This is a genomic window from Gillisella taibaishanensis (genome assembly GCF_001938985.1).
In the GTDB taxonomy this organism is placed as follows: domain Bacteria; phylum Pseudomonadota; class Alphaproteobacteria; order Rhizobiales; family Rhizobiaceae; genus Allorhizobium; species Allorhizobium taibaishanense.
This window is the reverse complement of the sequence record NZ_MKIN01000022.1, coordinates 533,293-559,312: the sequence shown is the minus strand read 5'-3', so window position 1 is coordinate 559,312 and position 26,020 is coordinate 533,293. Positions and strand designations below refer to the sequence as shown.

Sequence of the window (26,020 nt, the reverse complement as noted above, 5' to 3'; positions counted from 1 at the left end):
GCGCCTTTCGGCTTTACCGAGCTATATAGGTCTTCAGCCCCGTAACAACGGCGTCGAAGACGGTACGGTAGCGGCGGCTGAGTTTCAGATCCTCGTGCATGACGACATAGGTATCAAGCGCGATGTCGAGGCTGCCGGGCAGTACCTCGACCAGTTCCGCGTGTCGCCTGCCGAGGCCTCCTTGGCAGAGGCCGATGCCGAGACCAGCGCGGATTGCGGCAAATTGCGCCAGATTGCTATCCGTGCGAAAGCCGAAATGCAGGGCCTCCAGCTCCGGTCTGCTTTTCAGGACCACGCGCACATAGGCCAGATGTCGGTCAAAGCCGATCAGTCGGTGCTGGGCGAGGTCGCTAAGGTTTTCGGGCGTCCCATGCCGCTCGAGGTAGCTGGCATGGGCGAAGAACCCGATACCGATCGCGCCGATCCGTTGGCTGAGCAAAGCAAGTTGGGTCGGCGCCACCATGCGCACGGCAATATCCACTTCCCGTTGCAGCAGATCCTCGACAGTGTCGCTGGCAGACAACTCGATCTCAAGTCCCGAAAACCGCTCCTGCAGGGGCGCCAGGATTTGCGGCAGCACCTCGATGGAGATGACTTCGCTGGCGCTAAGGCGCACCGGGCCTTTGATGTCGCTCTCCTGCCCACTCTCGCTTCCGCCAGCGGCAATCCTTGCCAACGACGTGCTGGTCGCCGCCATCAAGGCGGCGTGCGAGCGCATGGCCAGGGCGGTATCGGTTGGTGTGAGACCACGCTGGCTGCGCAGAAACAGCGGCGTGCCGAAAGCCTGTTCCAACAACTCGATATGCCGGCCGACCGTCGGCTGGGTAAGGCCAAGGCTGCGCGCGGCAGCAGATAGCGAGCCCTCCGTGATCACGGCGAGCAAACTGCGGTAGAGGTCCCAACTCAACTGATCTGGTTTCATGGTTTTTTGTATAGCATCGATAAAGAAATATACAATTTCGAATGGAGGATCGTTGGTGGATACTTGGTCATCGACAAGAAGCGATGGAGATCAGGAATGGCCGAGCAGAAGATTTTTGGCAGGGAGACGGGGATCGACGGCAGCGTGCCGCAAGACAGGCGGCCGATCGCTTTAGTCCTGGGCGCAACCGGCGGCATTGGCGGGGCCGTTGCCCGCGCCCTGTCCGCTCGAGGCTATCACGTGCGAGCCATGCACCGAGCTGCGGGGACGGTTCATGGAAAATCGAGTGGCGGTTCCAAGGCGGTTGCGGAATGGGTCGTGGGCGATGCGATGAACCGCGCCGATGTGGTGTCGGCCGCCAGCGGCGCCTCTGTCATCTTCCATGGGGTCAATCCGCCCGGTTATCGCAATTGGGCAAAGCTGGTTCTGCCGATGATCGACAACACCGTTGCTGCCGCGCAGGCCAGTGGCGCCCGCATCCTGATGCCCGGCACGATCTACAACTACGGCCCCAATGCTTTTCCGCTGCTTGGCGAGACCAGCCCGCAGAACCCGCAGACGGTCAAGGGTCGGATCCGGGTAGCGTTGGAACAGCGGCTGGAGCAGGCGGCGGGAGAGGGCGTGGCGGTCATTCTGGTACGGGCCGGTGATTTCTTTGGCCCCGGTGCCGGCAACAGCTGGTTTGCGCAGGGGCTTATCAAGCCGGGCAAGCCGGTGAAAAGCGTCAGTCTTCCCGGCCGTCCGGGGCGCGCCCATAGCTGGACCTATCTGCCTGACATGGCCGAGACCTTCGTCCGTCTGCTGGAGCGGGCGCAGGATCTGCCCGCCTTCGCCCGCTTCCACATGCGCGGTCATGTCGATCCTGACGGCTATGGCATGGCACAGGCAATTCGACGGGCGGTCGGCAATGACCGGCTACCGTTCAAGCGCTTTCCCTGGTGGATGGTGCCGATGTTGTCGCCGGTCGTGCCTGTGTTTCGCGAGCTCCTGGAGATGCGCTATCTCTGGCGCGAGGAGATCCTGCTCGACAACAGCCGCTTGTTGGAGGTGCTGGGCGAGGAGCCGCAGACAGCGCTCGATGAGGCGGTAGCGGCGACGTTGAGGAGCCTTGGCTGCCTTGCTGTCGTGGAGGCTTCACAGCCCGCTATGGCGTCACCAGTCGCAGCGGGGTGAAAGCCAAAAAAGAACCCCGCTGAGTGAACTGCGCCCCCCGAAGTTGGGTGTCCAACCTTCGGGGGGCAGTTCACGAGCAGGCGGGGTTCGAAGTCTATTTCTAATCAGGCGTCGAGGGTTGGGTAGTCGATATACCCCTTTTCACCGCCGCCATAGAAAGTGCTCTGGTCGGGCTGGTTGAGGGGCGCGTCTTCCTTCAGGCGGCGCACCAGGTCCGGATTGGCAATGAAAGGCTTGCCGAAGGCGACCATGTCGGCCTTGCCTGAGGCAATGGTATCCATGGCCATCTGCCGGTCATAGCCATTGTTGGCGATCCATACGGCCTGGCCACCGGCATTACGATAGGCGCTCTTGAAGGCAGACCAATCGAAGGGCTTGTCGCCCTGGCTGAAATCGCGCGGGCCGCCGGTGGCGCCTTCGATGACGTGGATGAAGGCAAGGCCAAGCGGCGCAAGCTTTTCCACCAGCGCGTTATAGACCGGCTGCGGATCCGGGTCCGACACGTCATTGGCCGGGGTAACAGGCGAAAGCCGGATACCGGTGCGACCGCCGCCGATTTCGCGGGAAATGGCTTCCGCCACTTCCACCGTCAGGCGGATGCGGTTTTCGATCGAGCCGCCATAGGCATCGCTGCGCTGGTTGCTGGAGGAGCGCATGAACTGTTCCAGCAGGTAGCCGTTGGCCGCGTGGATCTCGACGCCGTCAAAGCCTGCATCGATGGCGGCGCGGGCCGCCTTGCGGTAATCCTCGATCAGGCCGGGAATTTCCGAAAGCTCGAGGGCGCGAGGCTCGGAGGTTTCGACGAAGCCGCCGTTGCCGTCGGGGTTGATGACATAGGTCTTGCCCTTTGCGGTGATGGCCGAGGGTGCGACCGGCTTGCCACCATTCGGCTGCAGCGAAGTATGCGAGATACGCCCGACATGCCAGAGCTGGGTAACGATCTTGCCGCCGGCATCATGCACGGCCTTGGTGACGGCCTTCCAGCCTTCCAGGGCTTCCGGCGTGTAGAGGCCGGGCACATCGGCATAGCCCTGAGCCTGATGCGAGATCGCGGTGCCCTCGGTCACCAGCAGGCCGGCGGTGGCGCGCTGCTGATAATAGGTGGCGGTGATTGACTTCGGAACCGCGTTCGGCGAGCGATTGCGGGTCAAAGGCGCCATGGCGATGCGATTGGCAACGGCGATGTCGCCGACCTGCAAGGGGTCGAAAAGATTAGGCATTGAGGAGGTCCTTCCTGGGGTATTCACGGGAAATCAGAGTCGGGCGGACAGCCGCGACACAAACGCAGCGATAGCGTCTTCGTCGCGCTTGTAGAAAATCCACTGTCCGACCTTATGGGAGGTAATCAGTCCAGCCTTGGAGAGGCTGGCAAGATGGGCCGATACCGTGGACTGCGAAAGACCGCAGCGCTCGAACTGACCGGCGCAGATGCCCATTTCCAAAGGATGGGCCTGGGAGCAGAAATGCTTTTCCGGCTCACGCAGCCATTGCAGGATCTGGCGGCGCACGGGATGGGAAAGCGCCTTCAGCGCATCGTCCAGTTCGGTCTCAATCAGGTGTGTATCGTCCATAGCCGATATATGGATCGTCAAAATCCGATATCAAGGGGCGATCCAAAGGAAGATGTTGCAGGGCAAAAAAAAGCACCCGCGAACGGGTGCTACAGGTTTGAAGGCTTTAAACCTCCAGAGGGGAACAGCTGAGAAGAGACCACCAGAGATAGTCCCGATGCAGCTATACACTGATATAGGGTGGCTCCCTCAGCTTTCAAGGTGTCGCGAAAAAGTTTGTGCGACATACGAATGATTGGCAGCCGAAATTCTGCCCATGCACTGCATGCCGCCGCCCACTCTATGAGTGACGTCCCATAGATATCCAAGGAGGCAGTTGGCCCTAGCTGAAAAACGCGTTGCCCTTCCTCTGCCGGATAGCCAAAAAAAAGGGGCCACCGGATTACTCCAGGGCCCTTAAAGTGTGAAGGTTAAAAACCTCCAGAGGGGAACAGCTGGTGCGGTGGGAACTGGGAGGAAGCCACCGTGTGCATCAGCTATGAGCGATATGGTGGTTTTTTGTGCAGTGAACAATGCTTTTTTGTGCATGGGAGGCATGCGCGTGTCGCAGGTCTGCCACGCGTGTCGCATTTGAAAGAAGCTCAGGGTTGTTGTCTTGCCACGTCAGCGTCTGGATTGCAAGGCGTATGCGCACATGCGCATAGGCAAAAGGGCGCAGATCAGAAGCTCCAGTTGCGGGCCTTCGAGACGATGAAATCGCGAAAAACTTTTAGCTTTGCGGCGTTCTTCATCTCGTCCGGATAACAGAAGTAGGTATCGAAGGATGGAACGTCTGCATTGATCGGCAGCTGAATCAGGCCCGGATCGCGTCCGACGATATAGTCCGGCATGCATGCGACGCCGATGCCAAGCAGGCAGGCGCGCTTGATCGAGGTCTGGCTGTTGATCTGCAAATGCGGAATGCGACGATTGTCCGAGGAGCGGCCAGCGACCTCAAGCCAGTTGACGTCGAGCAGGTAATTCGGAGCCGGTTCGCCGAAGGTGATGATCCGGTGATTATCGAGATCTTCGATGGTCTGCGGTTCGCCATAGCGGTTGATGTAGGAGGGGGCCGCGTAGACATGCATGTGCACGGTAAACAGCTTGCGCTGGATCAGATCCGATTGCTGCGGCTGGCGCAGGCGGATGGCGCAATCGGCATGGCGCATGTTGACGTCGAGTTCCTCGTTGTCGAGGATCAGCTGAATCGACATGTCAGGATAGAGCTGCAAAAATTCCTGCACCTTGTCGGTGAGCCAGCCCTGGCCAAGCCCGACCGTAGTGGTGACGCGCAGCTTGCCGCTCGGCTTGTCCGTCGTCTCCGTCAGCTGCATCTTCACCGTTTCCAGCTTGAGCAGTACGTCATGGGCTGTGCGGTAGAGCAATTCGCCCTGTTCGGTCAGGATCAGGCCGCGGGCGTGGCGGTGAAACAGTTTCACCCCCACGTCCTGTTCGAGAGCGCTGACCTGGCGGCTGATGGCCGATTGCGAGAGATGCAGCTTATCGGCCGCGTGGGTGAAGGAACCGGCTTCGGCTGCGGCGTGGAAAATCCGCAGTTTGTCCCAATCCAGCGGTATATTGCTGCTGCCTCGCATCATGAACCTACTCCGCCGCTTGGGCCGGGATGATCTCCGCGGCCAGATATCGTTCCGCCTCGAGCGCCGCCATGCAGCCCATGCCGGCAGCTGTGATGGCCTGGCGATAGATGTCGTCGGTCACGTCGCCGGCGGCAAAGATGCCGGGCACGTCTGTCGCGGTTGAATCGGGTGCCGTCCACAGATAGCCGTTCGGCTTCAGCTTCAGCTTGCCCTTGAACAATTCCACTGCCGGCGCATGGCCGATGGCAACGAAGATGCCGTCGATCGGCATGTCTGTGATCGTGCCGGTCTCCAGGCTCTTCAGCCGCGCGCCGGTGACCGATGGCGGCATCGGTGGCTTGGCCGGAATGCCGGTGACTTCGTCGACCACGGTGTTCCAGAGGATCTTGACATTGTCCTTGGCGAGCAGACGCTCCTGCAGGATTTTTTCCGAGCGGAAGCTGTCACGGCGATGCACGACGGTGACGGTCTTGGCGATATGCGACAGGTAGAGCGCTTCCTCGACGGCCGAATTGCCGCCGCCAACCACGATCACGTCCTTGTTGCGATAGAAGAAGCCGTCGCAGGTGGCGCAGGCTGAAACACCGAAGCCCTGGAAATGCTGCTCGCTCTCGATGCCAAGCCATTTCGCCTTGGCGCCGGTGCATATGATCAGCGTATCGGCGGTCCAGACAGCGCCGGAATCGGTCTTGACGGTGAAGGGACGGCGGGTCGTCTCCACCTCGGTCACGAGGTCGTTGACGATCTCGGTGCCGACATGGGTGGCCTGCTTGAGCATTTCGCCCATCAGCCAGGGACCCTGGATAGGATCGGCAAAACCCGGATAGTTTTCGACGTCGGTGGTGATCATCAACTGGCCACCCTGTTCCATGCCGGCGATCAGGACCGGTTTCAGCATGGCGCGCGCAGCATAGATGGCAGCGGTATAGCCGGCGGGGCCCGAGCCGATGATCAGCACTTTGGTGTGACGGGCGGACATGGTGTTTCCTTTCAGAGGCAGTATGGGCGAGGTCCATTGAGGTCACCGGCATATAGGATGCCTGTCTCGCCTTTTCTTCATTTCCTTTATGAAGGCTCCATGCATTTATTCAAGGGCAGGTGTGCGTTTGCAACAAGGCAATTCGCCTGCTCAGCGCCCTGCCGCAATTTTGCTGCGGATAAACGACATTTTCTTGCGCGCACGCCGTCAACTTCTTGCCGGGAATCGCGGTCAAGGCCATAACACGGGCCATAACCTGGCCAAAGAAGGGTAACCTCGTGCTGCGTGCCGAACTGGATGCCATAGACATCAAGATCCTGAAAGAGCTGCAACGCGACGGCCGGATGACCAATGTCGAGCTGTCGGAACGGGTCGGCATTTCCGCGCCGCCCTGCCTGCGCCGGGTGCGAAAGCTCGAAGAGAGCGGCATCATTCAGGGCTACCACGCCGCGCTCAGCGGACCAAAACTCGGTTTCGACCTTGTCGCCTTCTGCATGGTCGGGCTGAAGCATCAGTCGGAAGCCAACCTGAAGAGCTTTGCCGCCGCAACCGAACAGTGGCCGTTGGTGCGCCAGGCCTGGATGGTGAATGGCGAAAGCGATTTCCTGCTGCATTGCGTTGCCGACAATCTCACCAGCTTTCAGGATTTCGTCATCGAAACCCTGACAGCTTATGAGCATGTCGATACGGTGAAGACGCTTTTGACCATCCGCCAGGTCAAGCGGCTGGGGCTGATTGATATTTGATGCGCGTGTCGCGCGCTGCGAAAAGGATGTGAGGGCATGACGACGATCGAGGATTTCCTGGGGGCTACCGGCTTGCATCCTGTCCCCGAGGCATTGGCCTCCGCGGCGCAGGGGAAGAGCCACGGCCTGGCGCATATCCGCCGGCCGCAATCCGTGGATCTTGTTGCTAATGCCGGCTTGCGCACCATGATCGATCTCGTCGAAACGCCCCGCGATCCCAAGCGTGGCCCTCTATTTGTCTCCTATTACACCGCCGATACGCCCTACGAAGCCTTGGCTACCAGGCTTAAGGCGTCGTTGGATCGGCTGGGTCTCGAACACCGGATCGAGCCGATTTCCTCGCTCGGCAGCTGGGTTGCCAATACCGGCTTGAAATCCGCCTTCATCGAGCGGGTCTGGCAGGAGAGCGATCGGCCGATCTGCTGGGTGGACGCGGATGCGGAAATGCTGCGCCAGCCATGGTTCGTCCATGACAATCCTTTCGACATCGCCATCGTGCGCCGCCAAGGCTGGTACGAGCTGTCAGGCTTCGTCTATCTGAACAAGACACCAGCCACCGGCCGGCTGGTTCAGCGCTGGGCGCAGCTTTGCCGGGAAAACCCGCATGTCTGGGATCAGGTTCTGATGACCCTCGCCCGGTACGAGACGGCAAGGGACCACGCGTTGAACTCGCTGTTTTTGCCGGATGGCATCTTTCGCTTCCCACGACCCGTGCTGAGGGATCTTCGCGACCGACTGTTCTACTATCCGCGCAAGAAGAAGATGCGGCCCTTCGTCGATCAGAAACAGGCGTCCCGAACCTTGAAGAGTTTCATGGACAAATCCGGAAAACGCGACAACGAACGCGGCAGCAACGATTTGTCGCCAGAGTTCATGACGGCGCTTTCGACCTACGATTTTACCAGGGCCTTTACTGCGGATTCCATTTTCAGAACCTGAGGGAATAGACGATCGACTGTTGCAGGCGCCTGCGCTCCGCTGCTCACTATGCGGCGGTTCTTCGCCCGTCCAATATCGATTTGGTGAATTCGTGGCTTGTGTGAAGGCTTGTCTGAAGGCTGGCGCCAGCCCGTCGTGTTACATTTGCAACGCTTTCATGAAAATATGTGGACAATTCTGATTGCGACATCTCGTTTTGTCGCTGTTGGATGGTTACTTGTCATGAAAACGCTATCATTTACAGATCCGGCAACTTCTGGGCATGTTGGAACGAGTCGAAGCGCGTAGGTAGAGGAGCGCTGGATGCAGCTATCGCAACCAATCACGGTCAACTTGTTTCGAGCAAGCAAAGAAGGTTTTCCCTTTGAAGCGTTTGCCGAGCAGCCCCATCCGTCGTTTCGGTTCTCGCTGATCGATGAACCTGTCTACCGGCCATGCGACGTCGCTGTGTTTTTCGGCTCCTTCGGTCGCACGTCTTCACCGACGCATTCCTTTCGCACGGCGATTGCCGTCGAGCACCAAGGCCCGTTGCTGACGGTGGAGGTTGGCTTTTGGGGCCGCGAGACCATCAAGCGGTCCTTCAACTGGTACCATAAGCTGCTCGGCCATCGCCGCAGCTTTTACAAGTTCAAACATCATTATTTCAGGATCGGGCTTGATGGCACATTGCCGGGCGATGCCGATTTTCTCAACGCCAATAGCCCATCCGACCGGTGGGACAAACAGAGCGCCGCGCTTGGGCTGACGCTGAAACCCTATCGCAAAGCCGGCGAGCATGTACTCATCATCGGCCAGATTCCGGGCGATGCGGCGATGCGCGGTATGGACGTCTGCCAGTGGCTGGGCGCGACGGCACGCAGCGTGCGACGGCTGACTGACCGGCCAATCATCGTGCGCCCGCATCCGGGTATGAAGAACGAGGATTTCGCCACCTTGCAGGCGGAGCTTGCCAAGGTGCCCAATTTGCAGATTTCCGGTCTCGATTCGTTGTCCTCGGTAGATGAACTCGCCCGGGCCCATTGCACGATCTGCTACACGTCGTCCTTCGCGCTGGATTCTCTGCTCGCAGGCGTCCCCGTAATTACGCTATCGCGGTTCAATATCGCCGCCCCGGTCTGTTCGCGGCGCATCGAAGATGTCGTCGATCCGCCGTTGCCTGAGCGCGAGCAATTGTTCTACGACATCGCCTATGCGCATTGGACGCCAGAAGAAATCCGCAGCGGTGAAGTCTGGGCCCGGTTCGCACCGGTTTTGGTGAAGCGCTGCCAGCCGGGTGTGCGCCAATCCCGGCCGGTGGCAGCGCCGCTGCTGGCGCCATCCCTAAAAGTGCAGGGGCTCTAAACTTTCGCGTACAGCGCCGCGCGTTTATCTGCTGGATCATGCGCTCTCTGACCGGTAGAGATGGGGCAGGACGCAGACGACCGGGACAGGATAAGGGCATGTTTGGAAAAAAACGCCGGCCTCGCAAGAAGAGCCGAATCGAGCGGTTTTTCTCCCTCAACCAGCATCGCAAGCGCTGGGGTGCCGCACGCCATGCTGTGAGTGACCTCGACTACCGGGCGCTGAAACAGACGCTGGTTGCGGGCGACAGCGCCCAGCAAACCCGCGGCTCGGAGAAATCGCTCGACCTGCATCTGGACAACCTTCGGCGCGAATTCGCCGGCCAGCCGGAACTGCTTTGGCATCACGCCCGGCTGATTGTGCTGTTGCGCCGCGAGTTTCAGGTGGAGCAGACATTTCAGCAATTGCAGGCGCTGTGGGAGGCGGAGGCGGAATTTCTCTGCGCCAATCTCAATCTGCGCTGGCTGGTTTCCGCCGCCGACAGTTTCATCGACCACCATCCCGAGGCCGAAGTCAGGGCCCGGGCCATGCTGGTATCGCTGCTGGTTAACACGGTAAAGATCTATGAGACCGAGCGGATGCTATCAGTCGCTCCTGCTCCAACTGACCCACAAAAGCTGGAGCGGCTGCAAACCGAGTTGATCCCGCTGTTTTCAGGTCTTTCCTGCTTCACCATCGGCACCGACGATACGTTGCGCAACATGCGCTGGCGGCTGGACACGATGATGACCGATGACCCGGTCGGGCTCATGCTGAAGACCGTGTTCGACCGCCTGCAGGTGGAAGATACTGCCTTCGCCCGCCTCAAGGCGCAGCACCACCGGGGCCGAACGGGTTGGTGGTCTGAAGAGTAAGGTTTTGCTTTAACGCATTTCCGGACGGGAAACCGGTTCCCACTTTCCTTGGAAATGCTCGAGATAGGCAAAATCTTCACGCCGCAGTGCGACCTGCCGGCGCTCGGCTCTGATGATATTGCCAAGCTGGCGCAGGCCCATGCGCAACTGCGCCTTGATGCGCCGCAGCCGGAAGGATAGCGCCGGCTTTTCGCGTTTGCTTGATACGTCTGAGATTGACGAACGTGTCGTGATCGGCTCAGGCAGGCCGTAATGGGCACAGCGGTCGAGTTGGACGGCCAGCGCTGGATCGGCCTGGAAAGATGCAAGCTCGTAAGCCGCGCAGATCACGGCGTCGGCAATCGCGCCGTGGCGGGCACTGCGGGCCAAAAGCTTTGCGGCACCCGATGGCCAGAGAATATAGGCGGCAGCACCGGAGCGATCCTGGTAGAGCCTGCGCAGCGGCATGCTTCCGATACTGTCCTTGGCCAGCAGCTTCTTGCGGCCCCGGGTTTCCAGCGTCACGTGGTCAAGATCGCGGCGGTCCTCGAGAGAGCCAAGCAGTGCAGGGAGCTTGTCGGAGAGCACTGCATCGTCTTCCAGCACCAGCACCGGTTCAGTGCCCTCGGCAATTTCCTCCCAGGCGCGGCGGTGGCTGATCAGGCAGGCGCGCTCTGCCGGACGCATCGGCCGTTCCCAGCCGTTCCAATAGGCCTCGTCTATGTCCTGCGGCAGCGAGCTTATGTCCACGGCGGCAAGGCGCGTGAAGCTGAGGCCGAGGGCCTGCATCTGTGCCTGTTGGAAGGCCAGTCTTTCGGTGGCGCGATCGAGATTGATGACAAGGATGCGCATCGGCCTGCCTTACGACTGGGGCGACGTGGCGGGCACGCCTAGCAGGCGGCTGTACACGCCTTCCAAAGCTGCGGCTTCGCCCGCCAGCGCGAAATCGGCGCGAACATGGGCGACAGCCGCCTTGGCGTGAAGATGCGCGCGGCCAGGATCGGCCAGATAGGCCTCGATCGCGTCGCGGAGCGGCTCGTACTCACCGGCGGCGACCACGGCACCGGTCATGCCTTCGGCGATCTGCTCGCGATAGGCGCCGGCATCGGAGGCGACGACGGCGGTTTCAGAGGCCATGGCTTCGAGCGGGGTCAACCCGAAACCTTCGTTACGCGACGGTGCCACATACAGAGTGAGGCGCCGGTACCAGGGCTTGATATCATCGACTTCGCCAAGAAAGACGATGCGCTCGGAAAGGCCTGCGCGGGCGATATCCGCCTTCAATCCATCGGCAAAGCCCTTGTGCTCTGCCGTGACGCGTCCCGACACGATGGCGGTCCAGCTGGGATAGCGTGGCAACAGCTCGATCATCGCCTTGACGAACAGGTCGGTGCCCTTCTGATGACGTACCCGGCCGAAGCAGCCGATCAGGTGCTCGCCAGGCAGGCTTGTGCCGGCAATGGTGTCGTCGACGCCTTCTGGCGGATGAAACAGGTCGGTGTCGATGCCGTGCAGGATTACCGTATGTGGTACCTTCAAGAAGGAGCCGGAGCGGGCGCTTGTGGCGACCACAGCATCCATCTTCGAAATCAGCCAGCGCGTATAGCGGCTGTGATGGCGTTGGGCCGCTGAGGTGAACAGCAGTTTCAGCGGCATGCGCAGAAGGTCGCGCAGCACGATGCCGGCCAGCATCTCGACATTGCGCCGGGCGTGCCAGACGCGATGGGCGGCACCCTTTGGCTTTTTCCACAGCGCCGGCAGTTGGGCAAAAGAAAGCGCCGGCATGGTCTCGGGCAGGCCAGGGCCGAGCGTGGCGATGCCAAGACCGCGACGCCGCTGGGCAGGGATCAACTGTACGACGGTGGAAGTGACGCCGGACAGGCGCCGCTTGAAATGCGGCGCCACCACACGGATACGGTCTGGATCAAGCACGCGGTGGCACCTCTCGTCATGATAAGCTCACATGAAAAGGCACGCCGCCCGTTTGTATCGGGAGGGCGCGCCTCGTCAAGCGTTTCGCGCGATATCAGGAGCGGTCAGCCCCAGTTCACTGCCAGGATTTCATAGGCTTTGGAGCCGCCGGGTGCAACAACTTCAATGCTGTCGCCGGCTTCCTTACCGATCATGGCGCGAGCGATAGGCGAGGAAATCGAGATGCGACCGGCCTTCACGTCCGCTTCCTGATCGCCGACGATCTGGTAGATCTTTTCCTCGTCCGTATCCTCATCCACCAGCTTGACGGTGGCGCCAAACTTGATCTTCGAGCCGGACATCTTCGAGAGGTCGATGACTTCGGCGCGGGCGAGCAGGTCTTCCAGCTCGGTTACCCGGCCTTCATTATGGCTCTGGGCTTCCTTGGCGGCGTGGTATTCGGCGTTTTCCGAGAGGTCGCCATGGGCGCGCGCTTCGGAAATGGCCTCAATGATCCGAGGACGTTCTTCTTGCTGACGCCAGCGCAGTTCCTCCTGAAGCTTGGAGAAGCCGTTCTGTGTCATCGGTACCTTTTCAACCATGTCCTCGTCCTTCACATTCATGCCCGCTACGCGTGGTCATGAAAATAAAACAGGTCCCGAAGCAAAGCTACGGAACCAGCCACACATCAAATTCGTGACAATATAGCAGACTGTCACACTCAATTTCCAGAGATTTCGGATCTCCGCATGTTCAAGCGTTTTTTCGGTCAGCCAGGGCTTGCTTCCCGGTGCCTGTCCGATTCACCGGGAGGATATAAGGTTCCAGATGTCGTTAACAAGGGCAATTGCCACAAACCACATCGCAATCGAGATTGCGAAGGCCAGCAGCAGGTATTTCATTCTTGGTGTCATCTTTTCTGCCGTCTATCGCCGGAACCTGCTCGCGACTCTAGCCTATGATTCGGCAATCGTGAGCATTAACCATCGATCAAGGATATGGGTTTGTAAACGACGGAGCCGCTGATGTCCCAATTCGGACCGTCTGTCGCATCCCGGTTCAGCCTTTCATTGAAGAGACAACTATGGCTCGACCCGATAATGATCCTTCGCCGGTAGATTGGGCGGGGCATAGGGACCATCGGGGGATGGGCTGCCCAGCCGCTCGATGACGGATCGATTCACGAGGCTTCCATTTGGGATGTATCGAAGATCACAGAGCGGCAGGTACCAGCCTTTTGGTGGTCGGCTGCGCCAGGAGGAGAACGGCACCCGGCGAGGGACGATCTCGAGAATGCGCCAGGCCCAGGTCATGGAATCATGGATCGGTGCCAGCGCGCTTGGGCTGACGCGGTCGGTGGTATCGTCCTTGCCATAGACCACGGCGCGCACGACATCCTCGTCATAATGCATGCCGAATGTCCGGCTTTCCTCAATCATCCAGGCCAGCGGGATCTTGGCCTCTCCACTTTGGGCCTCCGGATAGCCGCCGCCGACATCGCCGTGGGAACCGGCAAACCAGACCTCCTTGATGTCCTGCGGCTTTATCATATGCAGATCGCGCGGCTTGAACGGTCCACCCCAGTAGTCCTGGCCCTCCTGCCAATAGACCGGCCGGAACATGGTGCGCCGCTCGTCGATCCCACGGGCCTGGCGCACTGCGGCGACGCTTGGATTGCGCGTGGTGAAAGGAAAGGTCTGGAAGGTCAGGCCGTTTTGCGTCTGGTTGATGACAGTGGAGACGGTGTCGAACAGACCGAGAAAGACGATGGCCGGGCGATAGGCGCGCAGCGTGCGCTCGTAGAGGCGCATGGCGGCGAAGGCCGAAGGGGCAGCGTGAGTATGTTCGGCGGTCTCTCCGCGCCGCTGGGTCTTCGGAATAGTCTTGTAGGTGCGGTAGGTGTAATCGACGAGATTGATGAAATTTGGAGTGACGATGCCGAGGCTGTTGATGAAGCCGGCCAAGACCCGCGCGCTATAGGCGCCGCGGCTAAAGCCGAGGATATAAATTCGGTCATCCTCGCCAAGCTTGTTGCCGGCCTCGTCGCGCGGGGCATGGCGGTAGTTTTCGACCAGAAACCGATAGGCGCGCTTGACATTACGGTCGAGGCCCCAGCCGGTGGCCAGGCCCCAGACCTCGGCCGTCTTGCGCGCCAGCCGCAGCCAATCATCCTCGGCGCCAAATGTGCCGACGCCGGGCTCGTAATAAACCAATTGGTCTTCGCTGCGTGTCAGGCAACCGAGCAGCCGGACCATATTGGTGCGATCAGCCGAAATTTCGTTCGATGTGCCATCAAACAGGATGACGATATTCTTTGCCACGCTAGCCCCTCGGTCGCGGTAAAGGCCATCCATAGCATTATCGCCATGCCTCGGCATCCACAGGGATTGAAGGGTAAGCAGGGCGCAGTCGTCAAAGAAAAAGCCCGCGTCTCTAAAGGGAAGACGCGGGCTTCGATGATGATTCGCCGACTATGGACCGGCCCGAAAGCCGGTCAGCCAATCAGAAGTAGCTCTGCAGCGGGCGTACTTCCAGCTGGCCGTTCTTCAGCGCCTGGATGGCTTCGGCAGCTGCCAGAGCGCCGGCCATGGTCGTGTAGTATGGCACCTTCTGCATCAGGGCGGCGCGGCGCAGCGATTTCGAATCCGAGATCGCCTTGTTGCTATCCGTCGTGTTGATGACGAGCTGGACCTGACGGTTGCGGATGGCGTCCTCGATATGAGGGCGGCCTTCGAGCACCTTGTTGATCTTGATTGCCTCGATACCCTGTTCGGCCAGGAACCGCTGGGTGCCGCCTGTCGCGAGCACCTTGAAGCCGATCGAGGTCAGGAGCTTGATCGCCGGCAGGACCCGCACCTTGTCCTCGTCACGCACCGAGACGAAGACGGCGCCGTCGCGCGGCAGTTCGACGCTGGCACCGAGCTGGCTCTTGGCGAAGGCCAGCGCAAAGCTGCTGTCGAGGCCGATGACTTCGCCGGTCGAGCGCATTTCCGGGCCGAGCAATGTGTCGACGCCGGGGAAGCGGGCGAATGGGAAGACCGCTTCCTTGACGGCAATGTGCTTGAGGTTGCGCGGATCGGGCTTCGCGCCATAAGCGGCAATCGCTGCGTCGAGCTTCTCGCCGGTCATGATACGGGCAGCGATTTTGGCGATCGGCGCGCCGATGGTCTTGGCAACGAAGGGCACGGTGCGCGAGGCGCGCGGATTGACTTCGAGAACGTAGATCGTGCCGTCCTTGATGGCATATTGCACGTTCATCAAGCCGCCGACATGCAATGCCTTGGCCATGGCCGCCGTCTGGCGTTCCAACTCGTCCAGCGTTTCGGTGCTGAGCGAGCGCGAGGGCAGCGAGCAGGCCGAGTCGCCGGAGTGGATGCCGGCTTCCTCGATGTGTTCCATGATGCCTGACACGAACACGTTTTCGCCGTCGCAAAGCGCGTCCACATCCACCTCGATAGCGTTGGTGAGGTAGCTATCGAACAGCAGCGGGTTCTTGCCCAGCAGCGTGTTGATCTGACCAGTCTTGTCGTTCGGGTAGCGCTGCTTGATATCTTCGGGCACCAGACCGGGCACGGTGTCGAGCAGGTAGCTCTGCAGCATGCTTTCGCTGTGGATGATCTGCATGGCGCGGCCGCCGAGCACGTAGGACGGGCGCACGACCAGCGGGAAGCCAATTTCCGACGCAACAAGCCGGGCCTGCTCGACCGAATAGGCGATACCATTGTTCGGCTGGTTGAGGTCCAGCTTCATCAAGAGCTTCTGGAAGCGGTCGCGGTCTTCCGCAAGGTCGATCATATCAGGCGCGGTGCCGAGGATCGGGATGCCGTTCTTTTCCAAAGCTTCGGCGAGCTTCAGCGGGGTCTGGCCGCCAAACTGGACGATGACGCCGACCACTTCGCCTTTTTCCTGCTCGGCGCGCAGGATCTCGATTACGTCTTCGGCCGTCAGCGGCTCGAAATAGAGGCGGTCCGAGGTGTCGTAGTCGGTGGACACGGTTTCCGGATTGCAGTTGATCATGATCGCTTCGAACCCGGCATCCTTCAGGGCGAAGGCGGCATGGCAGCAGCAATAGTCGAACTCGATGCCCTGACCGATCCGGTTCGGACCGCCGCCGAGGATGACGACTTTCTTGCGGTCGGAGACTTCGGCTTCGGAGCGCAGCTGGCCGACAAAAGGCGTCTCATAGGTGGAATACATGTAAGCCGTTGGCGACGCGAATTCGGCAGCGCAGGTATCGATGCGCTTGAAGACCGGGCGCACGTTCAGGCCGTTGCGCAGCTCAGCCACTTCCTTCGGGCGCTTGCCTGACAGGCTGGCGAGGCGAGCGTCGGAAAAGCCCTTGGCCTTCAACATGCGCAGGTTTTCGGCGTCCGTCGGCAGGCCATGCTCGCGGATACGGGCTTCCAGATCGGTGATCGACTTCAGCTGGGCGATGAACCAGGGGTCGATCTTGCAGCCTTCATGCACTTCGGCTTCCGACATGCCAAGGCGCAGCGCCTGGGCGACCATGCGCAGCCGGTCTGGCGTGGGTGTACCGATGGCGGCGCGGATGGCGTTCTTGTCGTCGCCCTGACCGAGGCCCGGGATTTCGATTTCGTCGAGACCGGTGAGGCCGGTTTCAAGGCCGCGCAGCGCCTTTTGCAAGCTCTCCGCAAAAGTGCGGCCGATGGCCATGACTTCGCCGACAGACTTCATGGCGGTCGTCAGCGTCGGCTCGGCGCCGGGGAATTTTTCGAAGGCAAAGCGCGGGATCTTGGTGACGACATAGTCGATCGAAGGCTCGAACGATGCGGGCGTCGCGCCGCCGGTGATGTCGTTGTCCAGCTCGTCAAGCGTATAACCGACGGCAAGCTTGGCGGCGACCTTGGCGATCGGGAAGCCGGTTGCCTTCGATGCCAGGGCGGAAGAGCGCGACACGCGCGGGTTCATTTCGATGACGACCAGGCGGCCGTCCTTGGGATTGACGGCGAACTGGACGTTGGAGCCACCGGTCTCAACGCCGATCTCGCGCAGAACCGCGATCGAGGCGTTGCGCATCATCTGGTATTCCTTGTCCGTCAGCGTCAGCGCCGGGGCAACGGTGATGCTGTCGCCGGTGTGGACGCCCATCGGATCGATATTTTCGATGGAGCAGATGATGATGCAGTTGTCCGCCTTGTCGCGGACCACTTCCATTTCATATTCCTTCCAGCCCAGCACCGATTCTTCGATCAGCACTTCGGTGGTCGGGGAGGCGTCGAGACCGGAACCGATGATCTCGAAGAATTCCGAGCGGTTATAGGCAATGCCGCCGCCGGTGCCGCCCATGGTGAAGGACGGGCGGATGATGGCGGGCAGGCCGACGACGTCGAGCGCCTGCGCGGCAACGGCCATGGCATGGCTCATGTAGCGCTGCTTACGGTCGGTTTCGCCGAGGTTCCACTGGTTTTCCAGCTCGTCCAGTGCCTTGTCCAGCGCATCGCCCGACAGCTTGGCCTTCAGCTCGTTGCGGGCCGCTTCATGGGTCTTGCGGTCGGCGTCCTTGATTTCGGTGGCATTGGCCAGCATGGATTTCGGGGTTTCGAGCCCGATGCGGCCCATCGCCTCGCGAAACAGCGCCCGGTCTTCGGCCATGTCGATGGCGGCCGGCTTGGCGCCGATCATTTCCACATTGTAGCGGTCGAGCACGCCCATGCGCTTCAGCGAAAGCGCGGTGTTGAGTGCCGTCTGGCCGCCCATGGTCGGCAGCAGCGCATCTGGCCGTTCCTTGGCGATGATCTTGGCGACCACCTCAGGCGTGATCGGCTCGACATAAGTCGCATCGGCCAGACCCGGATCGGTCATGATCGTTGCCGGGTTGGAGTTGACGAGGATGACCCGGTAGCCTTCCTCCTTCAGCGCCTTACAGGCCTGGGTGCCGGAATAATCGAATTCGCATGCCTGACCGATGACGATCGGCCCTGCGCCGATGATGAGGATGGATTTAATGTCTTGGCGCTTTGGCATGTCTCTATCCGATCTCTTCACCTGCGCGAAAAACCGGCCAGGGTGAAGGGCATCACCGGCCGGGCGCAGATCATGGTCATTTCAGGCTAGAAGCGGCTTATAGGGAATTGTGGCGGCGAGCGGAACCCCCGATTTCGCTTTTTCTCTGGATTCCTGAGGCCTGTTGCAGCTCTTCCTGAAACCCATGATTGATAGGGCGGCGACGCGGCACAGAACCGGCCTGTCACATGGCCTTCGCAGCCATATCATAGGGCATGCCTTAAGGCAGGTGGCGCAGGATCAGTCGTCATTCAGAACCGCACGTGATTCAGGGGACTAACGGCATGTCGCAGACCGCGCTTTCAACCGACCTTATTGCCTTCTCGGCCGCAGACGGCGCTGGTCCGTCGCGCCATATTGGCACGCGCTTCGACGACAAGGGGCATTTCCTGCCGGAGCCCGGTAATACCGTGGTTTGCCATCTGACCGAGGGCAGCGACAGCCGGGCGGCGATCGTCGGCATGCAGGAGCGTTATCGGCAGATGCCGGAGGCTGATCATCTTGCGATCACGCCTGCCTCAAGCCTGCATATGACGTTGTTCCAGGGGATCATCGAACATCGCCGCAGTGCGCCTTTCTGGCCTCATGACTTGCCATTCGATGTGCCGATCGATGACATGACCGAAATCCTGGCACAGCGGCTGGCGCACTTTCGTGCCGGTCCCGATTTCAAGGTCACGGTGTCAACGATCCGCCCAACCGGGCTGCGGCTGGTGCCGGTAACCGAGGCCGACCGTCGCGCTATGGCTGAGTGGCGCGATCGGCTGGCCGATCTGTTCGGCTATCGCCACCCCGATCACGAGACCTATGAATTCCACGTAACCTTCGCCTATATGGTGCGGCCGTTTTCGCTTGACGCGCTTTTCGCCTGGCAGACGATGCTGACGCAGGCAAGGGAAGAATTTGCGGCTCGCTTCGACCATGTCGACCTCAATCCCCCGGCGTTCTGCGCTTTTGAGGACATGAAGCACTTCGAAGAGCTGGTCGTTCTCGCCTGAAGCGGGCGCGTCGCGCCGCCCCGTTACCCACAAAGCAGGCGCAATCACGGCGTGCGACCTGCTGTATCAAGCTGCCTGCCTTGCGGTTTTAGCGGTCGACTTGCCCCGCTTCGGCGCGCAACGTGGTTGCGTGGACATTATGCCACGACCGGCCATGAGGCCCGTCTCTCAATCGTTTCATGCTAGGCTTTTATTGATGTTTGTCTTTCGCCTTTTTTTTCGTTTGCCTGCAGTCTCCTGTTTGTCAGTTTTCGACCTTTCGAAGGCCTTCTGTCCTGACCCTTGGCGGGCTGGTGGCTCCGGCCTATCTGAATTGAAACATATATTCAGGCAGGAGACATGCGTATGATCACCGTCCATTACCTCGAACATTCAAGGGCGCATCGCATCCTGTGGTTGCTGGAAGAGCTGGGTGTTCCCTATGACATGAAGACCTACAAGCGTCTTCCCGACATGCGCGCTCCCGAGGCGCTGAAGGCGGTGCATCCGCTCGGCAAATCGCCTGTTATCGAGGATCGGGGCCGGATCATCGCCGAGAGCGGCGCGATCATCGAATATCTCATCGATACCTATGGCAGCACTGAGAAAGCGCCAGCGCTGCGGCCGTCGCCGCAGAGCGAGGCCTTCGAGCGCTATCGCTACTGGTCCTATTATGCCGAGGGGTCAGCGATGCCGATCCTCTTCATCAAGCTGATATTTTCCAGGGTCCATAAGCAGGCGCCGTTCCTGCTGCGTGGCCTGGCCCGGCGGATCTGCGATGGCATCAGCGCCTCTTTTGCCGATCCACAGATCCGCGAACATCTGGCCTTCTGGCAGGCCGAGTTGAAGCGAACAGGCTATTTCGCCGGCAATGATTTCACGGCAGCCGATATCGCCATGAGCTTTCCAGTCGAAGCTGCCCTGTCGGTGCCGGGCGACACCGGCGATATCAGCGTGCTGCGCGAATATATCGAGAAGATCCGCTCCAGACCCGCCTATCAGCGCGCCCTGGAGCGCGGAGCCTATCGCTTCTCGAAGACCTGAAAAACCGTTGAGCGAGGAGGCGGCTCGATCCGCCCCTCGCTTTGGTATCATTTCTCGCTGTCGAGGTGGGCCATCTGCCCTTCTGCATAGCGGCTGCCGGCAGCGGCACCCTTCGGCACGGCCTGTTCCAGCGCCTCGATATCGTTAGGCGACAGTGAGAGATCCAGCGCGCCCAGCGATTCTGCCAGGCGCTCCCGGCGGCGGGCGCCGATCAGCGGTACGATATCCTCGCCCTTGGCCAGAACCCAGGCGATGGCGGCTTGCGCCGTGGTCATGCCCTTGGCCTTGGCGACCGCGGTCAGCGCCTCGACCAAAGCAAGGTTGCGCTGCGCATTATCGCCCTGAAACCGCGGCGAGTGGGCGCGGAAATCCGTCGGTGCAGTCGGCGCGGTCCAGTGACCGCTGATCAACCCGCGCGACAGCACACCGTAAGCGGTGACGCCGATGCCGAGTTCGCGGCAGGTCGGCAGGATGGCGTCTTCAATACCGCGCGAGATCAGCGAATATTCAATCTGCAGATCGACGATAGGATGCACGGCAGCGGCGCGGCGAATGGTTTCTGCTCCGACTTCCGAAAGGCCGATGTGTTTGACATAGCCAGCCTTGACCATGTCGGCGATGGCACCGATCGTCTCTTCGATCGGCACATTTGGGTCGAGCCGGGCAGGGCGGTAAATGTCGATATGGTCGGTGCCGAGCCGCTGCAGCGTGTAGGCCAGCGCCGTCTTCACCGCCGAAGGGCTGGCGTCATAGCCAAGCCAGTTGCCAGCCGGGTCGCGCTGGGCCCCGAATTTGACGCTGATCTGCACCTTGTCGCGCAGACCCTCCTTCAGCCCTTCACCAATCAGCATCTCATTGTGGCCCATGCCGTAAAAATCGCCGGTATCGATCAGCGTCACCCCGGCATCGATGGCGGCGTGCAGGGTGGCGATGCTTTCCGTGCGGTCCGCCGGGCCATACATGCCCGACATGCCCATGCAGCCAAGGCCGATGCGCGATGTCTGTGATCCAGTCTTTCCAAGTTTTACGGTTTGCATGTCCAATCTCCTTTGTCAGTCGGTTCGAAGAGGGTTTTACGCTGTTTTTCTTTGTGCGATAACTGGGGCAAATCTGTATGGGTTGTTTGGAAAACCGCACAATGCCTGATCTTCCTCTGGCCGATCTCGATGCCTTCGCCACCATTGCCCGCCTGAAGAATTTCCGGGCGGCGGGAAAGTTGCGCGGCGTCTCCGCCTCTTCTCTCAGCGAAGCGATGCGGCGGCTGGAGGCGCGGGTCGGCGTGCGGCTCCTCAACCGCACCACCCGCAGCGTGACGCTGACCGACGCCGGGGCGCGGCTTTTGGAGCGATTGAGTCCGACACTGTCGGAGATCGAACTTGCGCTTGACGACATCAACCAGTTTCGCGAACGGCCCTTCGGGCGGCTGCGGCTGAATGTGCCCGGCATAGTCGCCCGTTGCGTGCTGCCTGAAATCGTCAACGGCTTCCTCCAGGCCTATCCCGATATCGTCGTGGAAGTCAGCGTCAACGATGCACTGATCGATGTGCTCGCCGAAGGGTTCGACGCCGGTATACGCTATGAGGAGTCGCTGCATCGCGACATGATCGCCGTGCCGATCGGACCGCGTCGGCAACGCTATGTCTGCGTCGCCTCACTCGATTATCTGGCGCGCCATGGCATGCCTGCAGACCCAGGCGCGCTTGTCGACCATCATTCGGTCCTGCACCGATTTGCAGCAGGCCTCGTCAATGAGTGGCGGTTCGAGCGAGGCGGCCAGACGATCAACGTCACTCCTCCGCCGCGGTTGATTGCTGAAACCGTCGATCTCGAACTGGCTGCGGTGCGGGCGGGGCTTGGTCTGATGCGCACGTTCGAGGATTTCGTCGCCGACGACATTGCGGCTGGCCGGCTGGTGCGCGTGCTGACCGATTGGGAGGACGAGTTTTCCGGTCCTTTCCTTTATTATCACAGCCGTCGGCAGATGCCGGTCCCACTTCGGGTCTTCATAGATCATGTCCGCCAACTCGGCGCACGATGATCCGGCTTCGTTCGATTTGGAATCCTGGTCCGTTCTCGTAGATCTGCGATCCATCAAACATGCTGATGGGAGCGTGACTTTTTATGAAGCATGGCCCCGTGTCTTGAATCCGTCATAGCTTTGACGTAACCAGACGGTACAGCACCGCGAGCCTCATGAAAAACATGTCGCTGCAATGTTTTAAATCTGCTGCATGATTTTCTCCTAAATCGATTCCGGTTCAGAAAGCATGCAGGAGCCCGCCGCTCACCAGTCCGACTGGAAGCGGCTTTTTTTCTTTTTGGAATTCGTCATGACCGCTGCATCTTCAACGTCCACCCAGGCGCCGGTTTCCGGTTGGCTCAGCCATTTTCGCGCAACCTTGGCGCTTGGCATTCCCCTGGTCGGAGCGCAGCTGGCGCAATTGGCAATTCATACGACTGATGTTGTCATCGTCGGGCGTCTTGGCGCCGAATCGCTGGCGGCCTTAGTGCTGGCCGGGCAGTTCTTTTTCACCGTCTTCATCTTCGGTTCAGGCTTTGCCATTGCCGTGATGCCCATGGTTGCCAATGCCTATGGCAAGGGCGATGTGCGGCTGGCGCGACGCTCGATCCGCATGGGGCTCTGGGTATCGCTGGCCTTCAGCCTGTTGATGTGGCCGCTCTTTCACTATTCCCGCGACGTGCTGCTGGCGCTGGGCCAGGTGCCGCATGTGGTCGATCTCGCCTCGAGCTATATCCGCATCATGTGGCTGAGCCTGCCGGCGGCGCTGATGTTTGCGGTGATGCGGGCGCTGGTCAGCGCCATCGGCAAGGCGCAGGTGGTGCTCTACATCACCATCGCCACACTGCTGCTCAATGCCGGCCTTGCCTATGGCGTGGTGCTCGGCCATTACGGCCTGCCGGCCTTTGGCGTGCTGGGGGCCGCCTGGGTTGCGGTCACCGTCAACTGGTTCAGCCTGCTGGTGATGGCGCTCTTCCTGCAATTCAACGCCACGACCCGCAAATACGAGCTGTTCGTGCGTTTCTGGCGGCCTGATTGGGATGCGCTGCGCGATGTCATCCAGCTTGGCCTGCCGATCGGCGTCACGGTTCTGGCCGAAGCCGGGCTGTTTACGGCGGCCTCGCTGCTGATGGGCAGCATCGGCACGATCGAGCTTGCCGCCCACGGTATAGCGCTGCAGCTTGCCTCCATCGCTTTCATGATCCCGCTCGGCCTGGCGCAGGCAGCGACGGTGCGGGTCGGCGTTGCCCATGGGCGTGGCGATGTCATCAACGTGGCACGGGCTTCGATGGCCGTGGTCTGCGTTGCCGCGACGATTTCGCTGTGTGGCGGGTTGATGTTCTTCTTCCTGTCCAATGAACTCTCCGGCCTTTTCCTCGACCGCAACCGCGGCGATGCCGCTGCCGTGCTGGATTACGCCGCGCCGCTGGTGGTCATCGCCGGCATTTTCCAATTGGTCGATGGCATGCAGGCCGTGGCCGGCGGTCTGCTGCGTGGCCTGAAGGATGCGCGCGTGCCGATGATTCTGGCACTGATTTCCTATTGGCCGGTCGGCTTCCTGCTCGCCTGGGTGCTGGGCTTCCCGCTTGGGCTCGGCGGTATCGGCGTCTGGATAGGCTTCCTGATCGGTCTCACCTGTGCCGCAAGCCTGCTCGGCTACCGTTTCTATCGGCTGCTCAAGCGGGAAATGCTGGCGGCGGCATAAACCCGTCTGGGCAGGACCGATGGAAAACGGCAGCTGTTCTTGATGATCGGACGCATACGCCGGCCGAACCGACAGAGACGGAACGTTTCGGTCTGCGCGACCAATGTGTTGTCCCTGTCCGGAAAATATAGGTATCTTGTTACCGGCCTTGGTCCTGCTTTACGATAGACCTCATCATGACAGCGGGAGAAGACACATGCTGAAGGATATCGTGGTCAGTGCGGTGCTGCCTTATTTGGCTTATCTCGTGCTCACCGCCTACGGGGTCGATATGGTCATGGCCCTCGTCGCTGGCTCGCTGTTTCCCATCGTTTCGATCATTGTCGCTGCTTGGCGTGAAAAGCGCCTGCAGGTCATCGGCGTGATTACACTTGCAGCCAATTTCGCTTCTGTCATCGGCAGTCTTTATTTCCAGAGCCCTGCTATGGCGCTTGCCAAGGGATCGCTGATCACGGGGATTATCGGTCTGGTTTTCGGCGCGTCTCTTCTGGCGCCGCGCCCGCTTGTTTTCTACCTCGCCAGTGCCGCTCCGGAAGAGCGCGAGCATGCCGAGACACGGTGGCAGACGTTGCCTGCCTATCGGCGGATCATGCGCCTCATCACCTTCGTCTGGTTTGCGGGACTGGTTCTGGAAGCCGGGCTCCGCCTTCTCCTTATTCCGCTTCTGCCCATTGCCGTGTTTCTGCCGGTGAGCGAGGTCATGTGGATCGGCTGCTTTACGCTGCTGACGGCCTGGAGCTACCGCTACGGTCGGCGGATGACAGCCAGGGCGCAATCGCAGGCTTCGATGCCATCAGGTGCTAATGAGATTAGCCCATCAAATGCTGTTTAACTAATTTTCGAACCACTGCATAAATTGAATCGAAAGGGCCGGACAAGTGATTGTCCGGCCTTGGTTTTTTGAATTTATGATAAAGTCTCAGCGCTCGGCCAGTGCAGGCTCGCCCTTCTTCTCGCGCACCATGTTGATGAAGCGGCGGAAGAGGTAGTGGCTGTCCTGCGGGCCTGGCGATGCCTCGGGGTGATGCTGCACGGAAAAGACCGGCTTGCCAGTGACGCGCAGGCCGCAATTGGTGTTGTCGAACAGGGAAATGTGAGTCTCTTCAACGCCTTCAGGCAGAGACTTCGAATCCACCGCGAAGCCGTGGTTCATCGAAACGATTTCCACCTTGCCTGTCGTGAAATCCTTGACCGGATGGTTGGCGCCGTGGTGGCCCTGATGCATCTTCTCGGTCTTGGCGCCAAGGGCCAGCCCGAGCATCTGGTGGCCGAGGCAGATGCCGAACAGCGGGATCTCGGTCTTGATCAGGTCCTGAATGACAGGCACGGCATAGGTGCCGGTCGCAGCCGGGTCGCCGGGACCGTTGGACAGGAAGATGCCATCGGGCTTAAGCGCTAGAATGTCTTCGGCACTGGTCGTGGCCGGCACGACCGTGACCTTGCAGCTGAGGCCAGTAAACAGGCGCAGGATGTTGCGCTTGACGCCGAAATCGACGCAGACGACGTGATAGGAGGCGTCCTTCTCGGCGAGCTCCGCAAAGCCTTCGTTCCACACCCATGGCTTTTCGTTCCAGACGGAGGACTGGCCAGACGAGGCCACCTTGGCGAGATCGAGGCCGACAAGCCCGCTCCAGGCCTTGGCCTTTTCCTTGAGCGCCTCGACGTCGAAATTGCCGTTCGGGTCATGGGCAATCACCGCATTGGGCGCGCCGTTTTCGCGGATCCATGCGGTAAGCGCGCGGGTGTCGACGCCGGCCAGACCAATGATGCCGCGGGCCTTCAACCAGTCATCGAGATGCTTGGCAGCGCGGTAATTCGACGGCTCGGAGATATCGGCCTTGAAGATTACGCCGACGGCGCCGTGGCGGGCGGCGGGCGTCAGGTCTTCGATATCTTCCTCATTGGTGCCGACATTGCCGATATGGGGGAAGGTGAAGGTGACGATCTGGCCGAGATAGGAGGGGTCGGTGAGGATCTCCTCGTAGCCGGTCAGCGCGGTGTTGAAGCAAACTTCCGCCTGCACATCGCCAGTCGCGCCGACGCCCTGGCCCTCGATGACAGTTCCATCGGCCAGAACCAGCAGGGCTGTGGGCTTGCTGGTCGTCCAGGGAGCGGTTGCCGAAGCGCCAGGGGCCGAAGAGCTTTGGGTTGATACGGATGTTGCGGTCATGTCCGTTCCTTTTCCAGCCGCTTGCCCCGGCTTTTAAAACCGGCGGCGCATGGCCTTGAATGTGTGCCAAGTGTCGTGACGCTGCATT

The 26,020-nt window shown here is 60.4% G+C and carries 22 protein-coding genes; 10 read left to right on the top strand and 12 right to left on the bottom strand.

The features are described from left to right. Positions 1–13: 13 nt before the first annotated feature. Positions 14–922, bottom strand: a complete 909-nt coding sequence (locus BJF91_RS13725) for a LysR family transcriptional regulator (RefSeq protein ID WP_075615044.1) — start codon at positions 920–922, stop codon at positions 14–16. A 96-nt stretch (positions 923–1,018) separates the two neighbouring features. Between BJF91_RS13725 and BJF91_RS13720 the strand changes: the two genes are divergently transcribed. Beyond that, complete coding sequence (locus BJF91_RS13720; RefSeq protein WP_083943306.1) at positions 1,019–2,095, top strand: NAD-dependent epimerase/dehydratase family protein; 1,077 nt, start codon at positions 1,019–1,021, stop codon at positions 2,093–2,095. 104 nt (positions 2,096–2,199) lie between these two features. Here the strand turns inward: BJF91_RS13720 and BJF91_RS13715 are convergent, their stop codons facing one another. The 4 genes from BJF91_RS13715 to trxB all read right to left on the bottom strand — a co-directional run bounded on the left by BJF91_RS13715 (position 2,200) and on the right by trxB (position 6,222). Then, positions 2,200–3,315, bottom strand: coding sequence for an alkene reductase (locus BJF91_RS13715; RefSeq protein ID WP_075615043.1), 1,116 nt, complete (start codon positions 3,313–3,315; stop codon positions 2,200–2,202). 33 nt (positions 3,316–3,348) lie between these two features. Continuing rightward, the gene (locus BJF91_RS13710; RefSeq protein ID WP_075615042.1) at positions 3,349–3,666 is read right to left on the bottom strand and encodes an ArsR/SmtB family transcription factor; all 318 of its coding nucleotides are present in this window, start codon (positions 3,664–3,666) and stop codon (positions 3,349–3,351) included. 659 nt (positions 3,667–4,325) lie between these two features. Continuing rightward, the gene (locus tag BJF91_RS13705; RefSeq protein WP_075615640.1) at positions 4,326–5,222 is read right to left on the bottom strand and encodes a LysR family transcriptional regulator VtlR; all 897 of its coding nucleotides are present in this window, start codon (positions 5,220–5,222) and stop codon (positions 4,326–4,328) included. Between the two features lie 25 nt (positions 5,223–5,247). Then, positions 5,248–6,222, bottom strand: a complete 975-nt coding sequence (trxB, locus tag BJF91_RS13700) for a thioredoxin-disulfide reductase (protein WP_075615041.1) — start codon at positions 6,220–6,222, stop codon at positions 5,248–5,250. 278 nt (positions 6,223–6,500) lie between these two features. Between trxB and BJF91_RS13695 the strand changes: the two genes are divergently transcribed. From BJF91_RS13695 to BJF91_RS13680, 4 genes are all read left to right on the top strand, one after another. Further along, entirely contained in the window at positions 6,501–6,968 is a 468-nt protein-coding gene (locus BJF91_RS13695) for an Lrp/AsnC family transcriptional regulator (protein ID WP_075615639.1), read from the top strand. Positions 6,969–7,004: 36 nt separating this feature from the next. After that, complete coding sequence (locus BJF91_RS13690; protein WP_075615040.1) at positions 7,005–7,907, top strand: hypothetical protein; 903 nt, start codon at positions 7,005–7,007, stop codon at positions 7,905–7,907. Positions 7,908–8,210: 303 nt separating this feature from the next. Next, positions 8,211–9,248, top strand: a complete 1,038-nt coding sequence (locus tag BJF91_RS13685) for a glycosyltransferase family protein (RefSeq protein ID WP_075615039.1) — start codon at positions 8,211–8,213, stop codon at positions 9,246–9,248. A gap of 98 nt (positions 9,249–9,346) precedes the next feature. Further along, entirely contained in the window at positions 9,347–10,102 is a 756-nt protein-coding gene (locus BJF91_RS13680; protein WP_075615038.1) for a hypothetical protein, read from the top strand. Between the two features lie 9 nt (positions 10,103–10,111). Here BJF91_RS13680 and BJF91_RS13675 read toward each other — a convergent pair whose 3' ends face one another. The 5 genes from BJF91_RS13675 to carB all read right to left on the bottom strand — a co-directional run bounded on the left by BJF91_RS13675 (position 10,112) and on the right by carB (position 17,977). Next, positions 10,112–10,933, bottom strand: coding sequence for a glycosyltransferase family 25 protein (locus BJF91_RS13675; RefSeq protein WP_075615037.1), 822 nt, complete (start codon positions 10,931–10,933; stop codon positions 10,112–10,114). 9 nt (positions 10,934–10,942) lie between these two features. Then, on the bottom strand, positions 10,943–12,013 hold the full coding sequence (locus BJF91_RS13670) for a glycosyltransferase family 4 protein (RefSeq protein WP_075615036.1): 1,071 nt from the start codon (positions 12,011–12,013) through the stop codon (positions 10,943–10,945). Positions 12,014–12,117: 104 nt separating this feature from the next. Next, positions 12,118–12,594 carry a transcription elongation factor GreA gene (gene greA / locus BJF91_RS13665; protein WP_075615638.1) on the bottom strand — a complete coding sequence of 159 codons (477 nt, stop codon included), beginning with the start codon at positions 12,592–12,594 and terminating at the stop codon, positions 12,118–12,120. 480 nt (positions 12,595–13,074) lie between these two features. After that, the gene (locus BJF91_RS13660) at positions 13,075–14,313 is read right to left on the bottom strand and encodes a DUF2235 domain-containing protein (protein WP_075615637.1); all 1,239 of its coding nucleotides are present in this window, start codon (positions 14,311–14,313) and stop codon (positions 13,075–13,077) included. A 181-nt stretch (positions 14,314–14,494) separates the two neighbouring features. Further along, positions 14,495–17,977: a carbamoyl-phosphate synthase large subunit gene (gene carB, locus BJF91_RS13655; protein ID WP_075615035.1), complete on the bottom strand. Its 3,483-nt coding sequence runs from the start codon at positions 17,975–17,977 to the stop codon at positions 14,495–14,497. A 323-nt stretch (positions 17,978–18,300) separates the two neighbouring features. Here carB and BJF91_RS13650 point away from each other — a divergent pair, with 323 nt between their 5' ends. Together BJF91_RS13650 and BJF91_RS13645 are read left to right on the top strand one after the other, a co-directional pair. Continuing rightward, positions 18,301–19,014 (top strand): DUF1868 domain-containing protein, encoded by a 714-nt coding sequence (locus BJF91_RS13650; RefSeq protein WP_075615034.1) that lies wholly within the window; start codon positions 18,301–18,303, stop codon positions 19,012–19,014. A 345-nt stretch (positions 19,015–19,359) separates the two neighbouring features. Beyond that, entirely contained in the window at positions 19,360–20,037 is a 678-nt protein-coding gene (locus tag BJF91_RS13645) for a glutathione S-transferase family protein (RefSeq protein ID WP_075615033.1), read from the top strand. A 47-nt stretch (positions 20,038–20,084) separates the two neighbouring features. Here BJF91_RS13645 and BJF91_RS13640 read toward each other — a convergent pair whose 3' ends face one another. Next, a complete protein-coding gene (locus tag BJF91_RS13640; RefSeq protein ID WP_075615032.1) occupies positions 20,085–21,074 on the bottom strand; it encodes an aldo/keto reductase in 990 nt (329 codons plus the stop codon). A gap of 101 nt (positions 21,075–21,175) precedes the next feature. Here BJF91_RS13640 and BJF91_RS13635 point away from each other — a divergent pair, with 101 nt between their 5' ends. The 3 genes from BJF91_RS13635 to BJF91_RS13625 all read left to right on the top strand — a co-directional run bounded on the left by BJF91_RS13635 (position 21,176) and on the right by BJF91_RS13625 (position 24,594). Next, positions 21,176–22,075: a LysR family transcriptional regulator gene (locus BJF91_RS13635; protein ID WP_075615031.1), complete on the top strand. Its 900-nt coding sequence runs from the start codon at positions 21,176–21,178 to the stop codon at positions 22,073–22,075. Between the two features lie 292 nt (positions 22,076–22,367). Further along, positions 22,368–23,762, top strand: coding sequence for an MATE family efflux transporter (locus BJF91_RS13630; protein WP_075615636.1), 1,395 nt, complete (start codon positions 22,368–22,370; stop codon positions 23,760–23,762). A 196-nt stretch (positions 23,763–23,958) separates the two neighbouring features. Beyond that, positions 23,959–24,594, top strand: coding sequence for a VC0807 family protein (locus BJF91_RS13625; protein WP_075615030.1), 636 nt, complete (start codon positions 23,959–23,961; stop codon positions 24,592–24,594). A gap of 87 nt (positions 24,595–24,681) precedes the next feature. On the opposite strand, the gene carA is transcribed toward BJF91_RS13625, so the two are convergent. Further along, entirely contained in the window at positions 24,682–25,932 is a 1,251-nt protein-coding gene (gene carA / locus BJF91_RS13620; protein ID WP_075615029.1) for a glutamine-hydrolyzing carbamoyl-phosphate synthase small subunit, read from the bottom strand. Positions 25,933–26,020: the final 88 nt, after the last annotated feature.

Coding starts and splice junctions, on each gene's coding strand:
- BJF91_RS13725 (WP_075615044.1), bottom strand. CDS start 922: ATGAAACCAGATCAGTTGAGTTGGGACCTCTACCGCAGTTTGCTCGCC.
- BJF91_RS13720 (WP_083943306.1), top strand. CDS start 1,019: ATGGCCGAGCAGAAGATTTTTGGCAGGGAGACGGGGATCGACGGCAGC.
- BJF91_RS13715 (WP_075615043.1), bottom strand. CDS start 3,315: ATGCCTAATCTTTTCGACCCCTTGCAGGTCGGCGACATCGCCGTTGCC.
- BJF91_RS13710 (WP_075615042.1), bottom strand. CDS start 3,666: ATGGACGATACACACCTGATTGAGACCGAACTGGACGATGCGCTGAAG.
- trxB (WP_075615041.1), bottom strand. CDS start 6,222: ATGTCCGCCCGTCACACCAAAGTGCTGATCATCGGCTCGGGCCCCGCC.
- BJF91_RS13690 (WP_075615040.1), top strand. CDS start 7,005: ATGACGACGATCGAGGATTTCCTGGGGGCTACCGGCTTGCATCCTGTC.
- BJF91_RS13685 (WP_075615039.1), top strand. CDS start 8,211: ATGCAGCTATCGCAACCAATCACGGTCAACTTGTTTCGAGCAAGCAAA.
- BJF91_RS13680 (WP_075615038.1), top strand. CDS start 9,347: ATGTTTGGAAAAAAACGCCGGCCTCGCAAGAAGAGCCGAATCGAGCGG.
- BJF91_RS13675 (WP_075615037.1), bottom strand. CDS start 10,933: ATGCGCATCCTTGTCATCAATCTCGATCGCGCCACCGAAAGACTGGCC.
- greA (WP_075615638.1), bottom strand. CDS start 12,594: ATGGTTGAAAAGGTACCGATGACACAGAACGGCTTCTCCAAGCTTCAG.
- carB (WP_075615035.1), bottom strand. CDS start 17,977: ATGCCAAAGCGCCAAGACATTAAATCCATCCTCATCATCGGCGCAGGG.
- BJF91_RS13650 (WP_075615034.1), top strand. CDS start 18,301: ATGTCGCAGACCGCGCTTTCAACCGACCTTATTGCCTTCTCGGCCGCA.
- BJF91_RS13645 (WP_075615033.1), top strand. CDS start 19,360: ATGATCACCGTCCATTACCTCGAACATTCAAGGGCGCATCGCATCCTG.
- BJF91_RS13640 (WP_075615032.1), bottom strand. CDS start 21,074: ATGCAAACCGTAAAACTTGGAAAGACTGGATCACAGACATCGCGCATC.
- BJF91_RS13635 (WP_075615031.1), top strand. CDS start 21,176: ATGCCTGATCTTCCTCTGGCCGATCTCGATGCCTTCGCCACCATTGCC.
- BJF91_RS13630 (WP_075615636.1), top strand. CDS start 22,368: ATGACCGCTGCATCTTCAACGTCCACCCAGGCGCCGGTTTCCGGTTGG.
- BJF91_RS13625 (WP_075615030.1), top strand. CDS start 23,959: ATGCTGAAGGATATCGTGGTCAGTGCGGTGCTGCCTTATTTGGCTTAT.
- carA (WP_075615029.1), bottom strand. CDS start 25,932: ATGACCGCAACATCCGTATCAACCCAAAGCTCTTCGGCCCCTGGCGCT.